The organism is Siminovitchia acidinfaciens (genome assembly GCF_003605385.1).
Taxonomy (GTDB): domain Bacteria; phylum Bacillota; class Bacilli; order Bacillales; family Bacillaceae_C; genus Siminovitchia; species Siminovitchia acidinfaciens.
Genome location: NZ_QYTV02000004.1, coordinates 266543 through 281897, shown reverse-complemented (window position 1 = coordinate 281897; position 15355 = coordinate 266543). Strand labels below are relative to the sequence as shown.

Annotated in this window: 12 protein-coding genes; 6 read left to right on the top strand and 6 right to left on the bottom strand. The window is 43.7% G+C overall.

Translation table 11 applies throughout. The features are described from left to right. The first annotated feature begins 35 nt into the window (after window positions 1–35). From D4T97_RS11245 to yyaC, 3 genes are all read left to right on the top strand, one after another. Window positions 36–1451, top strand: a complete 1416-nt coding sequence (locus tag D4T97_RS11245; protein ID WP_126050718.1) for a hypothetical protein — start codon at window positions 36–38, stop codon at window positions 1449–1451. 66 nt (window positions 1452–1517) lie between these two features. After that, on the top strand, window positions 1518–3155 hold the full coding sequence (locus tag D4T97_RS11240; RefSeq protein WP_126050716.1) for a helix-turn-helix domain-containing protein: 1638 nt from the start codon (window positions 1518–1520) through the stop codon (window positions 3153–3155). Window positions 3156–3355: 200 nt separating this feature from the next. Continuing rightward, window positions 3356–3925, top strand: coding sequence for a spore protease YyaC (gene yyaC, locus D4T97_RS11235; RefSeq protein ID WP_164525548.1), 570 nt, complete (start codon window positions 3356–3358; stop codon window positions 3923–3925). Window positions 3926–4000: 75 nt separating this feature from the next. Here yyaC and D4T97_RS11230 read toward each other — a convergent pair whose 3' ends face one another. The 6 genes from D4T97_RS11230 to zwf all read right to left on the bottom strand — a co-directional run bounded on the left by D4T97_RS11230 (window position 4001) and on the right by zwf (window position 11654). Continuing rightward, window positions 4001–4822 carry a Cof-type HAD-IIB family hydrolase gene (locus D4T97_RS11230; protein ID WP_126050710.1) on the bottom strand — a complete coding sequence of 274 codons (822 nt, stop codon included), beginning with the start codon at window positions 4820–4822 and terminating at the stop codon, window positions 4001–4003. A gap of 404 nt (window positions 4823–5226) precedes the next feature. Continuing rightward, window positions 5227–6246, bottom strand: coding sequence for a Gfo/Idh/MocA family protein (locus tag D4T97_RS11225; RefSeq protein WP_126050707.1), 1020 nt, complete (start codon window positions 6244–6246; stop codon window positions 5227–5229). A 12-nt stretch (window positions 6247–6258) separates the two neighbouring features. Further along, a complete protein-coding gene (locus D4T97_RS11220; protein ID WP_126050704.1) occupies window positions 6259–6888 on the bottom strand; it encodes a cyclase family protein in 630 nt (209 codons plus the stop codon). A 464-nt stretch (window positions 6889–7352) separates the two neighbouring features. Then, complete coding sequence (gene gndA / locus D4T97_RS11215; RefSeq protein WP_126050701.1) at window positions 7353–8783, bottom strand: NADP-dependent phosphogluconate dehydrogenase; 1431 nt, start codon at window positions 8781–8783, stop codon at window positions 7353–7355. A 24-nt stretch (window positions 8784–8807) separates the two neighbouring features. Then, window positions 8808–10145 (bottom strand): glucose-6-phosphate isomerase, encoded by a 1338-nt coding sequence (locus D4T97_RS11210; protein ID WP_126050699.1) that lies wholly within the window; start codon window positions 10143–10145, stop codon window positions 8808–8810. 57 nt (window positions 10146–10202) lie between these two features. Beyond that, the gene (gene zwf, locus D4T97_RS11205; RefSeq protein ID WP_126050993.1) at window positions 10203–11654 is read right to left on the bottom strand and encodes a glucose-6-phosphate dehydrogenase; all 1452 of its coding nucleotides are present in this window, start codon (window positions 11652–11654) and stop codon (window positions 10203–10205) included. Between the two features lie 351 nt (window positions 11655–12005). Here zwf and D4T97_RS11200 point away from each other — a divergent pair, with 351 nt between their 5' ends. The 3 genes from D4T97_RS11200 (at window position 12006) to hxlB (ending at window position 15327) form a co-directional block, all read left to right on the top strand. Continuing rightward, window positions 12006–12371, top strand: coding sequence for a winged helix-turn-helix transcriptional regulator (locus tag D4T97_RS11200; RefSeq protein ID WP_126050697.1), 366 nt, complete (start codon window positions 12006–12008; stop codon window positions 12369–12371). Between the two features lie 1744 nt (window positions 12372–14115). Continuing rightward, complete coding sequence (hxlA, locus tag D4T97_RS11195) at window positions 14116–14757, top strand: 3-hexulose-6-phosphate synthase (protein ID WP_126050695.1); 642 nt, start codon at window positions 14116–14118, stop codon at window positions 14755–14757. A gap of 12 nt (window positions 14758–14769) precedes the next feature. After that, window positions 14770–15327: a 6-phospho-3-hexuloisomerase gene (gene hxlB / locus D4T97_RS11190; protein WP_126050693.1), complete on the top strand. Its 558-nt coding sequence runs from the start codon at window positions 14770–14772 to the stop codon at window positions 15325–15327. The last annotated feature ends 28 nt before the right edge of the window (window positions 15328–15355 follow it).

The following is a 15355-nucleotide window of genomic DNA, read 5'->3' as shown; positions in this document are numbered from 1 at the left end:
GACTGAAAGCGAATAGGAATGGAGGTATTTTAACGATGTTTCGGAAAGCCTCCTCTCCCATGATAAATAAATTATCTTGCCGGGATTGGAAAATTGAGGCTATAATAAGGTTTTTATTAAGTAACCCAGCATGGCGAAAAAACAGGGATGAAAGTAATGAAACCCGAATATTTACAGACTTATTGAGGCAGTTGGAACCGGACCAGACGCTTTTTATTCAATCCGGAGAACCAGTTGCTGTCGTTCGAACAAACCCATCCTCTCCAATGCTCATTTCTTCTGAAGCCATGGACTCCGGGCGGTACATGGAAAGAAATGCTTTAGAACAAACCTTGCCGAATTTTTACACTTTTCTCGAGGTGCAGGGGATGATCCAGTACTTTTTAGAGAAGATGGACTCATTAACAGAAACCTTTTTCCATGGTAAACTCAGAGGGAAGCTCACTTTAAGCACCGGCTTAAATGAAATGGCCATGATTCCCCCGTTAATTGTGACAAAAAATGGAGGCGTTTGCATTACAATCGAGCCCAATAGCTATCAAATCCAAGATGGGCTGAAAAATAACTACTACGATATACATGTGCCGACTGTAAATGACGCCATCTCCCTGGCCGAAAAAGCCTTGAGAGAAGAAACCCCTCTATCTATCGTTCTACTTGGTAATTCTAAAGAGGTTTACCAAGAGTTTATAGCAAGGAACGTTACTCCCGAAATAGTAATAGACCAAACGAAATTCCAGCCAACGGACTCTGCCAAAGTAATTGAAAATTACAAAGATACCTTAGGGATTTTCGAAGAAAAAGGCTCGCTGTTCTTTGATTTAAGTGGTTCGATCGGATACCGGGAGGCAGGCGCCTGGACAAATCATATTTTTCCAAGCCCATTGTCCAACGTTATGTTTCAGCAGAAGAGCCAAGAACGGATGCCTTTGCAGTGGATTGCATTATCCGGCAAGCCAGATGATATTTATAAGATTGATGAAGCAGTGTTAAAAGAATTTAAACACAATAAAAAAATTGCCGGGTGGCTGTCTTTTATACAAGAACGGCTTTATTTTGACGGTCTGCCGTCCAGAACATGCTGGCTTACGTACCAAGAACGGATGGATATGTGCGATTTATTAAACTATACAGTTGCCTCGGGCCAGCTGGATATACCGATAATGGTAAAAATAGACCATATTTATGAAAGCCCTGCCATTAACTTCCGCGGAGCAGGAGGAGATGAAAACTTACAGGATATATCCTTAAAGATGTTTTCAGGTGCCGCCATGGCAGGATTCGAACAATATCATTCCGCTGGCTTGTTCAATAAGGTGCACGCACGTGTATTTGCGCTAGCCGATGGAAATATGGAGACTTTTAAAGAACTGAAAGGTTTACTGGCCATGGATTTGGAGTGGCAAGAAGCGGAAAACCTTTTATGGAATAGGAATTCTTTCAATTTATGAGGTATATATGTCCCAAGGCAGTTCACATCAAGTAAATCTTTATTTGAAGGGAAGAGAGTGATTTTTATGGGAAACCATTTACTGCTTGTCACCTATGATGCTCATTTGATTAATCTGGTTCATCAATTGAACAATGATTATCAACTTGGATTTCTTGTCGAGGTCCAAGACAGAAATTCTTTTTTAATGGAGTCCCGTGAAGGTTCCCGGAATACCCTTGTTTTTTTAGACCTTGATCACATTCCCCAAATGGAACTCAATACACCATTTGTCCAGTTGAATAAGAAGATTACTTTCCCATTAGTTTTAATAAAAAGTCATTACGAGCATCAAGAGTTGAGATCTTATTTTAAGAGTGGTGTGTACGATTGTCTAAGCAAGCCTTTGGATAAAGAACACGTACATCAAGTATTGCTTGACCTCAAAATGGAAAACAGCGAATCCTCCGGCCGGCAAACGGAAAAATACACCGATGATATCCTGCCGTCCCTAAGGGTTTCGCTCATCTATAATCTGCTATATGGAAATATTAGGGAAACAAAAGAGATTTGGACTCAAAGCCAGATGGTCGGCCTGTCTTCGGTTCCCAATACGGCAATGGCAGTCCAAATCGATGAGTTTTTTGCATTAAATAAGAATAAAAGCAAGCATTGGCAAGATTCCATCCGCAATGATGTCATTATTGCTGCCCGTGAGTTCTTGAATAATCAACTGGAAGAGGCACTCGCCATGGGCACAGGGATGGATAAGTTCGCCATACTTCTTTCTCTTCCATTTCAAGCCGACAAAAACGATAATAAGCTGTTGGTGAAAAGGCTGGCGGAAGAGACCAAGTATTATATAAAAGAGCAAACGGGCTATACCGTTACAATTGGTATAGGAAATTATTACGAAGACGTAAGAAATTTGCATGTTTCTTATGAGGAAGCCATGAATGCGCAGAAATATAAGTTTTTCGGAGGCAAGGACATCGTTATTCATATAGATGACGTAGAGCCGCTTTCCAAAGATGTATCCCTCCTTCCAAATAAGGACATTGTCGCTTTGGCGAAAAAGTTGAAGATGGCGGATATGGACGGGATACAGGAAAGCAAAGGCCTTTTAATCAACGCGCTGATTAATATGAAAGTGGACCCCGACATTTTTAAATTTCAAATATCGGAAATTTCGGCCACCTTCGCCCGTGCAGCTATAAATGGAGGGGCCGATAGCAAGGAGATCCATTCCATTCTCCTTCAATACACCAATGATTTAAACATTATGGAAAATATCAATGAGATGAAACAGAGACTGAAGGAAATGATTGATAACTTCGCTCACCTTGTCTTTAAAAACAACAACGAATATACACTTAAATCAGTACAGATGGCGATGGAATACATCGAGGAGAACTTCAGCGAAAACATCACCCTGGAAGATGTAGCAGGGCATGTCCATCTTAGCAGCACTTACTTAAGCCGGCTGTTTAAGAATGTGACAGGAAGGAATTTCATTGAATATATTACCCATTTACGCATTGAGAAAGCCAAAAGATTACTGGTGGATTTAGATTATACAGTGTATCAGATCGCACTTGAGGTAGGATATAATAATTCCCATTACTTCAGTCGTGTCTTTAAAGCTACCGTAGGAAAGACTCCCAGCGAATACCGCAATTCCATGCTAGGGCCAAGTAATATGTCATCTGAGCTGGTATTTTATTAACTATAAGGCGCAAAGGGCTCATCGATAGCGGAAAAAGTTTCTTGAAGCGAAATATCAAAAGTAAGGTTATTAATATCAGTCCCATTGGAGCTTGGCTTCAATGGGGTTTTTCTTAATTTTCTTTATCTGGTTTTTTTAAAGTAGAAGTGTGGTTATTTACATGTATAATCAGGGTAAATAGGGAATATGGGGGGATGGCGATGTTCGACTTTTGGAGAGAGGTCACAGATTGCCGCAAGAAGCGAGAGGCTGATTCGGATGAACTGACGAAAGTTTTTCAAAAATCAGCTGGAAGGGATATTGTCATTTTATGTATTGGCTCCGATCGCGTGATTGCCGATTCCTTGGGTCCGTTGGTCGGAACTTTGTTAAGGGAAAGTCATATACCCTATGAAGTGTTTGGTACACTTGAATACCCTGTACACGCATTGAATATTGAAAAAACCATTCAAAAGATAAACAGTCGCTTCCTGGATCCGTTTATTCTCGCTGTAGATGCAAGTATTGGGGATAAGCAAGATGTCGGGAAGATTTTTTTGGAAAAAGGCCCTCTAATCCCAGGGAGAGCGATGAATAAGGTGTTGCCTGAAGTGGGCGACTACCAGATGAAAGGTGTGGTGGCGTACAGGGAAGAGTTTGCGCCGCCAAAATATATAAATAGCACCCGGTTATTTTCAGTAAAAAGCTTGGCGAAAAACATTTCTCAAATCATTCTGGCAGCCGTTACTGAAATGAAAACTCAACAACAAATATTAAATAAGATGCAATAAAGGGCCGCCCGGAAATTCAATGGAAATTGACTTTTCGGGCGGCCTTTTTTGTAAATTACCAGATGAGAGCTTAAGTCATCCTGACTTCACTGCGGTCAATTCATTTTGGAAGATGAATTTTTCGATGACATGGCGGACGCCTTCTTCATTATTGGAATAGGTGACATAGTCCGCCTGCTTCTTTAATTCGTCTACCGCATTCCCCATTGCGACTCCTAATCCCGCTGACATTATAAGGTCCAAGTCATTGTAACTGTCTCCGATCCCAATGATTTCTGAGCGGTCAATCCCCAGGCGCCCAGCCAGGTGAAGCAAGGCGAGCCCTTTGTTGGCCTCAGGATGGGTAATCTCAAGGTAAAAAGGCCTTGATTTTGTGATATGGGCACGTTGGCCAAACAAGGAGCGGAGCTCGTCTTGCAGTTTATCCAAGTAATCCGGAGCATCAATAAACAGCATCTTGTCAAAGCCTCGGCCGGCAAGCTTCGCCAAATCCGGCTCGATGACATAAGGGACCTTTACATCATTGGCATATTGTTGAAGAAGTTTATTTTCCGACGAAGAATAAAGTGTATCATCCTGATAGACTTGAAGATGCAAATCTTCATATTTGGCAAACTCAATTAATTGATGAGCTGTTTCCGGGTCAATGAGCCTTTCATAGTGGATATCTTCCCCGTTTGCCTCTTTAACCAAGGCGCCTTGATACGTGATAAGCGGAACATTCAGATCCAGACTCCTGGCAATCTTTTTGGCAGAAGAATACATCCGACCTGTGGCGATTGTGACGACAATTCCTGCATCCACCGCTTGTTGGATGGCTTCAATTGTGCCTCGTGAAATGATCAGCTGATCGGTAAGCAACGTATCATCGAGGTCAATGGCGATCATTTTGTACATAGGCTTTCTCCCTTTTCAACTTTTTTATAGAAATTAAGAAATATAAAATTTGACTTTGTTTTCTTTTAGAAAAATATGCGTTATGTCTAGCTCCGACGGACAGGAGGTCCTAGTGCCACCGACGCACAGGAAGTGCTAGTGCAAGCGAAGCTACAGGATGTCGCGCTCTGAGCCTGCCGAAGCTACAGGATGTGGCGTCCTGAGGTGGCCTGGCGACATCAGCTCGAGGTCACAAGTCTGCAAGGGAGCTGATTAAGGAAGATTGTGCTCCTGCGCCATAGCTTATTCCAACCTTTGAGCTCGTCGCAAAGCTGCATGGAGCATAATCATGGATGCGTCTCATGATGAAATGGGAGTCAGTTGATTTGCTGTGGTGGCTGAGGAACTCCCTCATCAAAATTCGCCTAGTGCTTGTCGCCTAAAGCTGCGCGCCTTCCGCTTTTCTTTAAATCAGCATCAAACAAGATCCCTGCATCCTTTCTCGCTTTCTCAAAGACTTGCATGACGGAATAGCTGTGATCCAGCAGTTCGTAACATTGTTCAAAATCACTTGTGTCGTAGATCTCTTTGAATACGGCCAGTTCGTAGGCTAAGAGATTAGGGTTTGACTGTGCATTCAGTACAGTCTCGTTTTCCCCGATTTTCATTTTTACGCGGTTGAAGGCATTTGGACCTTCCTCAGCTAGCATATAGCCTTTCTCACCTTGGAGCAAAAGGAAATTCATTCCATGAGAGTCTTTTGAACCCACACACTCAGCGATGAAACCAGGATATCTCATAACTAAAACGCCAGAGGTATCAATTCCATTTTCGTGCTTATTGGCGGTATAGGAAAGGCGAGGTGGTTTTCCAAATAAATGAATGACAAAGTGCATATTATAAATATTTATGTCAGCCAACGCACCGCCTGAAAACTTTGGATTAAATACATTCGGCGTTTCGCCGTTTTTCAATAAATCATACCTGCTGGAATACTGGCTGTAATTGCACTGAACCCATTTGATGGCTCCAAGCTGCTCCATATTCTCCCTCAATAGATGGTAATTGGGCAGATGAAGGGTGGTGACCGCTTCAAACACCATCAATTGCTTCTCTTTAGCCAGGCTAATCAGGCTCTCGGCTTCTTTAATCGTCGATGTAAAAGGCTTTTCACAGATAACATGTTTCCCATGGAGAAGGGACATATATGCATGTTCATAGTGCAAACTGTTGGGAGAAGCGATATAGATGAAATCAATATCCCCCTCTGAAAGCATCTGTTCCAGATCCGTATAAATGGCTGGGATTCCGTATTTTTTCGCCAAAGGTTGCGCCGTATCCACTTTTCGCGAATACATCGCCACACATGCTGCGCCGCTTGTATTCTTCACAGCGGAAAGGAACTTATCGACAATCCATCCTGTTCCAATAGTTGCTATCTTCAAACGCTGACCCTCCTATTCCTCATCAATACTTATTCCATCCATTAAAAGGACCCTTGCCGGAGCGGCATCTGTCCCAACAAGCTTCAATGGTGCCGCCACCATGAAGTAATTCCCTTGGTCCACTTCCTTCAGGCGGAGACCCTCAATAATGATCACTTTGTTTGAAAATAATGTCTTATGGGTCGGGTGTCCCTCCTGGCTTCTTTCTATGCCCAGCGAATCGATCCCCACTCCACTAACACCCAGCTCCGAGAGATATTCAGCCCCGTCATGGGCAAGAAAGATGAAATCGAAATTAAATTCTTCTTCATATGAATTCTTTGTTTTTAAAAGTACGAAGTCGCCCTTTTGGATATCGAAAGCTTCCAAATCTTCCTTCGTCACCCGGTCTTCTACTTCCGAGAAGTCCAACACCTTGCAAGGGCCCACCAAATCTTCCAATGAGATGGTTTCGAAAGTATCACCATCGATCACCATGTGAAGGGGTGAGTCCACATGTGTCCCGCAATGTACGTCCATGTCAATGCGGGATTCCGTTACATATCCATTCGTAACCGTAGTGAGCTTTGGCTGTTTTTCAGGTTTGTTTTTATAAACAGTCATGCCTTCAACAATTGTGCTCGTAATATCGTAAACTTTCATTTTATCAACCTTCCTTAAAATGATAATAGACGGAAAGGCCGCTGCATGAGCGGCCTTGTTTCTGTAAAAGTAAGAATGTATAACTTGCTATGAAAAAATGTTAATTTGAAAGATGCTTTTCTTTGTCCAGCGACGCACAGGACGTGCTAGTGCAGGCGAAGCGACAGGACAAGGAAAGCTACGACAGCGTTACATCGCACGAAGAAAAAGCGTTAGCTTTTTCGAGGACGTCGCTGACTGAGCCTGCCTTCAGCGCCTAGCCCCTCGAGGTCACAAGCCTGCAAGAAGAATGTGCTCCTGTGGCGAAGCTTATTCGAGGAAGAGTTGCTCACCTCGTCGCAAAGCTGCATGGAGCATATTCAAGAAGGTACTCATGATGCCTTTAAGAAAGCTGCTTGGCTGAAGAACTGCCTCCTCGGGAATCGTCTTGTTTGCCCGCGCTAAGCAAGGCGCTTGCGCTTTTCTTATATGGATAGTTCTTTATTTTTGGTCCATTCCGTGTGGAAACTGCCTTCTTTGTCGATCCTTTGATACGTATGCGCGCCGAAGTAATCCCGTTGAGCCTGTAAAAGATTGGCCGGCAGCGTTTCCGTACGGTAGCTGTCCAAGTAGGACAATGCACTGGAAAAACCCGGTACAGGGATGCCCTGTTGGATAGCAGTGATCACGACGTCTCTTAGTGCGGTCTGATAATCCTCAACAATCCCCTTGAAGTAAGGGTCCAGCAGCAGATTAGCCAGCTGAGGATCACGGTCGTAAGCCTCTTTGATCTTTTGTAAAAATTGCGCCCGGATAATGCAGCCGCCGCGGAAGATCATCGCAATGTCACCGTATCTCAGATCCCATCCATAATGGTCGGAGGCAGCCCTGAACTGGGCAAAACCTTGAGCGTAAGAGCAAATTTTACTCAAATAAAGGGCTTTTCGAATGGATTCAATCAAAGCGGTCCGATCACCTGCAAAGGCTTTGGCCTCAGGGCCTTTTAAAAGCTTGCTTGCATGGACGCGTTCCTCTTTCATGGCGGACATAAAGCGAGCAAAAACGGATTCCGTCACGATGGGGAGAGGAACGCCCAAGTCCAATGAACTTTGACTCGTCCATTTGCCTGTCCCTTTTTGGGCGGCTGTGTCCAAAATGACATCAACAAGCGGCTTTCCGGTCTCTTCATCTATTTTAGTAAAAATATCAGCGGTGATTTCGATCAAATAGCTGTTCAATTCACCTTTATTCCATTCTGCAAAAGCTTCATGGAGTTCCTGAGCTGATAATCCCAGGACATGCTTCATAATAAAATAGGACTCTGAAATCAGCTGCATATCGCCATATTCAATCCCGTTATGAACCATCTTTACGTAATGGCCTGCGCCGTCCGGCCCGATATACGTACTGCAAGGATCGCCGTTCACCTTTGCAGAAATGGCTTCAAAGATAGGTTTTACCAATTCGTAAGCTTCTTTGGGGCCACCGGGCATGAGGGAAGGACCGGTCAATGCCCCTTCTTCTCCTCCTGAAACCCCAGTGCCAATGAAGTGGATGCCTGCCGCCTCCAATTCCTCACTCCGTCTGATGGTGTCCCGGAAAAAGGTATTTCCGCCGTCAATGAGAATATCGCCTTGTTCGAGAAAAGGCTTCAACGAGTCGATCGTGGCGTCCGTAGCCGCTCCCGCTTTGACCATCAGGATGATTTTTCGGGGCTTCTCCAATGAGTTTGCAAATTCTTCTATTGAATAGGCGCCAAAAAAATCTTTCCCGGCGGCCTCATCTTTTAAAAAGTCCTCGGTTTTCTCGGGGGATCGGTTGAACACAGATACGGAATAACCCCGGCTTTCTATGTTCTGGGCAAGATTTTTCCCCATAACCGCCAGTCCGATCACGCCGATTTGCTGTTTTCCCATACAATCGCTCCTTAGCCATAGAAATTATTTAGAAAGTGCTTTTTCAAGTATCTTGGCTTCGCTTTCAAAGCCCGGCTTGCCCAATAAAGCAAACATATTTTTCTTGTATTCTTCCACCCCTGGCTGGTCAAACGGATTCACTCCCAGCAGGTAACCGCTGACTGCACAGGCTTTCATAAAGAAATAGAACATTTCTCCAAAGTGGTATTCATTCATTTCATCCAATGTCACGGTCAGATTTGGAACGCCTCCGTCAATATGGGCGAGAACCGTGCCCTGAAAGGCTTTTTTGTTCACTTCATCCATGGTTTGCCCCGCCAGGAAATTGAGTCCGTCTAAATTTTCCTGATCCGGTTGAATCACCAGGTCAATTTTAGGTTTCTTGATTTGTAAAACAGTTTCAATCAAATGACGACGGCCTTCCTGGACATATTGCCCCATAGAATGCAAATCCGTTGTAAAGTTTACTGAGGCAGGATAAAGGCCTTTTTGGTCCTTGCCTTCACTTTCCCCAAACAGCTGCTTCCACCATTCCGAGACATAGTGTAAGGAAGGTTCATAGTTTACAAGCAGCTCAATATCTTTTCCTTTTTGATACAATGCGTTTCTTACAGCGGCGTATTGATAACATTCATTCGTTTGGAGATCCGGGTTGTTGTACTTATAATAAGCGGCGGCGGCACCTTCCATCATTTGGTCGATATCCAACCCTGCCACTGCTATTGGGAGGAGGCCCACAGCCGTTAGAACGGAATACCTTCCGCCAATATCATCCGGGATGACAAACGTTTCATAGCCTTCCTGGTCCGCTAGGCTTTTAAGCGCACCTTTTTCCCGGTCCGTCGTGGCGAAAATCCGTTTTCTTGCTCCCTCTTTTCCATACTTTTTCTCCATATACTCACGGAAAATGCGAAAAGTGATGGCAGGCTCGGTCGTTGTACCGGACTTTGAAATTACATTGATGGAAATATCTTTTCCTTCAAGCAGCTCAAATAGATGTGCGATATAGGTGGAGCTGATGTTTTGACCTGCAAAATATACTTCTGTCGCATGCCCGATTTGATTATGGAACGTATGGGAAAGCCCCTCGATAGCAGCCCGAGCCCCCAGGTAGGAGCCACCTATTCCAATAACCACCAGCGCATCTGAATGGCCTTGGATTTTTTCAGCTGCAAGTTTTATTCGCTCAAATTCAACTTTATCATAATATAGAGGCCGCTCGACCCATCCCAAAAAATCCGAGCCTGGTCCTGCCTGGTTATGAAGACGATGATGGGCAACCTGGACAAACTCATCGATATATTCTAATTCATGTTCTTTTAAAAAAGGGAGTGCATTGGAGTAATCAAAAGATACCGTCACGACAATCGTCTCCTTTATATAAAATCGCTCATGGTTTACAATCTATCTAAAAATCAGCTACCACCATGTAAATCCGTCTTTTTCCAACAATCGGTCGGCAGCTTCTGGGCCCATGGATCCGGATGGATAAAAGTGCAGGGGAAGCAAATCCTCATCAAATGCCTCCAAGATGGGTTGAACCCATTGCCAGGAGAGTTCAACTTCCTCCCAGTGGGCAAAGAACGTGGAATCTCCGCGCAGCGCATCGTATAACAGCAATTCATATTCTCCCGGTGTTTCTTTCGCATTTGCGGCGAAAGAGAAAGAGATGGGTTCAATTTGCTTCGTCGCCGGGTTTTTTAGATTCAACTGCAGGGACATACCTTCCTTGTTGATTTCAATATCCAGGAGATTTGGTTCGGCTTGGTCAATTTTCCCCTTATAAAGGTCTTTGTTTCTATTTTTGAACTCAATGACAATCCGTGTGGATTTCTCTTTCATCCGTTTCCCTGTACGAATATAAAAAGGGACAGGACCTGAGTCGGGGTAGTGAACGAACAGCCGGGCGGCGATGAACGTGTCGTTTTGGGAAACTGCTTCGATACCAGGCTCTTCCCTGTACCCGACAACAGGCGTCCCGTTAATTTTTCCAGGGCCATACTGGCCTCGGACGATGTGTTCATTAAAGTCCTCTTTCTTTAAAGGCTGGAGAAACTCCATAATTTTCCTCTTCTCTTGTCTGATGGAGGAAGCGTTCAATTGTTCCGGAACCTGCATGGCTGTCATCATCAGCATTTGAAGCATATGGTTCTGAAACATATCTCTGATGGCTCCTGCCCGGTCATAGTAGCTGGCCCGGTCTTCCACGCCCACGGTTTCACTGGCTGTTATTTGTACATTGGAGATGTTCTCCGGATTCCAGCTTGATTGAAAAATGGGATTGGCAAACTTTAACACTTCTAAATTTTGAACCATAGACTTACCCAAATAGTGGTCTATCCGGTAGATTTCACTCTCTTCGAAGGCGCTTGTCAATTTCTTGTTCAGCAGTTGGGCGGATGTTAAATCAGAACCGAACGGTTTTTCAATGATCAGGCGCTTCCATCCTTTCCCATCACCCAGCCCGCTTTTTTGAATGTTGGTGGTGATTGTATCGATTAAATCAGGAGCAACCGATAAATAAAAAAGCCGATTTTCCGGAATCGAGTGTTCCGCCTCCCGTTTCTGAATCTGTTTTAGCAGATGGTTATAACTCTCCTGGTCTGTTACATCCAGCGGTACATAATGAATGGCATCGAGAAATGTATCCATCCTTGAACACTCTTCCGAAAAGCGCTTGGAAAAATGGTTCAAAGATTCTTTTATATGCGTTCGAAGAACATTGTCAGTCCACTCTCTCCTGCCTAAGCCAATGACAGAAAAGGAGGCAGGAAGCTTCCCGTCCAGGAATAGATGATACAAAGTAGGGAAGATCTTTCGTTTTGCCAAATCCCCTGTTGCCCCAAATAAGACAAACGTCAAAGGATCCAAAGCTGTTGAACCGCTGGGAACCGCCGCGGTATCAGAAAAAGAATGTGGAATAGATAAAGACATGGCATTCACCCCTTTTTTAACGCTTTCAATTTTTTATTTAAATAATGAATATGCTCTAATTCCTTTTCGTTTTCGCTTTTTGGAAGGTTTGGAACATTTGAATCCTTCTCAACTCCTTAGATAACTTTATACATGATTTTTTTGATAAAACTAAGGTCTTTCCGGAACCAAGTAAAAAAGCTTCACAATTTAACAAAAAATGAACAGCGAACAACGCGTATAATTGATACTTACCAGAAGGAAACCTAGTCACTTAATAGATACCTGGAAGGAAGGAGAGAGAGATTCATGTCACGGTTGCAGGATGTTAAATTCAACTGCGAAAAGGAATTAACCTTTGCAATCATTGGGGGCAAGTGGAAGATGCTCATATTGTGGCATCTAGGCAAAGAGGGGACCAAACGGTTCAACGAACTTAAATCTCTTCTGCCGGGAGTGTCTCAAAAAACGCTTGCCACTCAATTGAAGGAACTGGAAGCGGACCTGATTATTCACCGGAAGGTGTATCCCGTCGTTCCTCCCAAGGTAGAATATTCATTGACAAAAATGGGGGAGAGTTTGTTGCCTTTGCTTGACGCCATTTCTGAGTGGGGGAAACATTATAAGGAGATGGCAGCCCAATGCGATTTGAAGCTGGAAGGGGCCGCCAAGTAATCATGATAATTTGAAATATGAAGGGCAGATATGGCAGGTGAATCCTTATTTGTTTATTCGTTGGAAAACAAGGCCGTTCAGAAAATCAATTGATTTTCTGAACGGCCTTTCTTAATGGACAGCAAGATCTTAATTAAAAATGGGAATGAGTTTTTCTTTCATTCATAAAAATGGTTTGCCATTGAATCTGGAGTGTAAACCGTAGATGATCTTTGATTCCATTTTTTACAGGAAATTACAAGTAAAGCTCATTGTTGCTTTCTATATTCTATTAAGTGACCGGGACGACGGAAAAACTGCGTGCTCGGTAACTAAGGAGGGATCTAAGTGACCAAGTTCTCGAAAAAGCTTCCCTGCCGGTAACTAAGGAGGGATCTAAGTGACCGGGTTATCGAAAAAGCTTCCTTGCCGGTAACTAAGGAGGGATCTAAGTGACCGAGTTCTCGAAAAAGCTTCCTTGTCGGTAACTAAGGAGGGCTCTAAGTGACCGAGTTCTCGAAAAAGCTTCCTTGTCGGTAACTAAGGAGGGCTCTAAGTGACCGAGTTATCGAAAAAGCTTCCCTGCCGGTAACTAAGGAGGGATCTAAGTGACCGGGTTATCGAAAAAGCTTCCTTGCCGGTAACTAAGGAGGGATCTAAGTGACCGAGTTCTCGAAAAAGCTTCCTTGTCGGTAACTAAGGAGGGCTCTAAGTGACCGAGTTCTCGAAAAAGCTTCCTTGTCGGTAACTAAGGAGGGCTCTAAGTGACCGAGTTATCGAAAAAGCTTCCCTGCCGGTAACTAAGGAGGGATCTAAGTGACCGGGTTATCGAAAAAGCTTCCTTGCCGGTAACTAAGGAGGGATCTAAGTGACCGAGTTCTCGAAAAAGCTTCCTTGTCGGTAACTAAGGAGGGCTCTAAGTGACCGAGTTATCGAAAAAGCTTCCTTGTCGGTAACTAAGGAAGGCTCTAAGTGACCGAGTTCTCGAAAAAGCTTCCTTGTCGGTAACTAAGAAGGGCTCTAAGTGACCGAGTTATCGAAAAAGCTTCCTTGTCGGTAACTAAGGAGGGCTCTAAGTGACCGAGTTATCGAAAAAGCTTCCTTGCCGGTAACTAAGGAGGGATCTAAGTTACCGTGTCAGCGGAAAAACTGCGTGCTCGGTAACTAAGAAGGGTTTTAAGTGACCGAGTCAGCGAAGAAAATGCCTTGCCTGTAACGTGGGAGCTCTAAAGGATGCATATTTTACTACTCCATTGGGACTCGTTTTCGTTCAGGGTAACAGATTATGATCATCATCGCCGCCTAAGAAATATACTCGGTCATCTTCAATCTAATTAATAACGTGGTTTACCTTGGCAGTGACGTTCTCGCCTCCAAAGACAGAATATCAATCACCTATCATCATATAAAAACGACCTTTATGGCCAAAATCCCTTTTTACTACAAGCATCACCAATTCCGGAACTAACATTCGTCCATGCAATAATATGACCCGAAGTATACATTTTTGCCAATCTGTTTTTTGAATACCCACGCTGGATTAGCCCAATCAGGGCTGACAGAAGCCAGCTTAAGCCTAGAAGGAAAATTATTTATAAAAAAACATAAAAATCATCTTGGATTTTGCAAAAAAGTCCAACTCAGTTCAAATTTTTTAGGTTTCCTGCCGGACACTAGGTGGTGGTAAAGTGCGTTCTTCCAATTCCGAAAACTCTGAAATACAATGAGTCCAAGAAATCAAAAAAATTTACAAGGAGAGATGAAGATGAAACTTCAATTAGCACTAGATCTCGTAAATATTCCTGAGGCAAAGGAATTGGTCAAGGAAGTCGAAGAGCATGTAGATATCGTAGAAATTGGTACACCAATCATCAATAAAGAAGGACACAGAGCAGTTAAGGAAGTCAAAGAAGCTTTCCCTAACATGACTGTTTTGGCAGACGTGAAAGTAATGGATGCAGGAGCTTACGAAGTTATGAACGCTTCTCAAGCTGGTGCAGACATTGTAACTATCCTTGGTGCAACTGACGATATCACAATCAAAGGTGCTGTCGAAGAAGCGAAGAAACATGGTACACAAATTCTTGTAGACATGATCAACGTTCCTAACCTGGAGCAGCGCGCGAAAGAAATCGACGCACTTGGCGTAGACTACATCTGTGTACACACTGGTTATGACGGACAAGCAGCAGGACAAAATCCATTCGAACAGCTGAAAGTCATCAAAAACGTTGTGAAAAACGCTAAAACAGCTATTGCTGGCGGAATCAAATTGGATACACTTCCACAAGTGGTAGACGCTGAGCCGGATCTTGTCATCGTTGGCGGCGGTATTACAGGAGCGGAAGATAAGAAGGCTGCAGCTGCTGAAATGCAAAAACTCATCAAAGAAAAAGTTTTGGCATAGGCGGCGATAAAGATGCAAACGGTTCAATACGTCAATGAAATCATCGAGGAGTTGGAGCGTACCGCTCATCAATTGACGGACGAAGAAGCTGAAAAACTGGTCAACCAAATCATTGAGGCAAAAAAGGTCTTTGTTGCTGGGGCTGGAAGATCCGGTTTGATGGCGAAGTCATTTGCTATGCGGATGATGCATATGGGAATCGATTCCTTTGTAGTCGGCGAAACGATCACCCCAAGTCTTGAAAAGGACGATATATTAATTGTCGGTTCCGGCTCAGGAGAAACCAAAAGCCTTGTCTCTATGGCACAAAAGGCGAAAGATATCGGTGCTTCGGTTGCTCTGATCACAATTGCACCCGATTCAACGATTGGCCGATTGGCAGACATTACGATTAAAATTCCTGCCCAGGTCAAATCTGAAACAAGCGGTGAAAAAGTAACTATCCAGCCCATGGGATCACTGTTTGAACAGTCACTTCTATTATTCTTTGATGCGGTGATTTTAAGATTTATGAATAAAAAAGGTCTCGATTCACAGACCATGTATGGAAAGCATGCCAACCTAGAATAATTAGAATATCTTACCTTCAGTTTAAGGC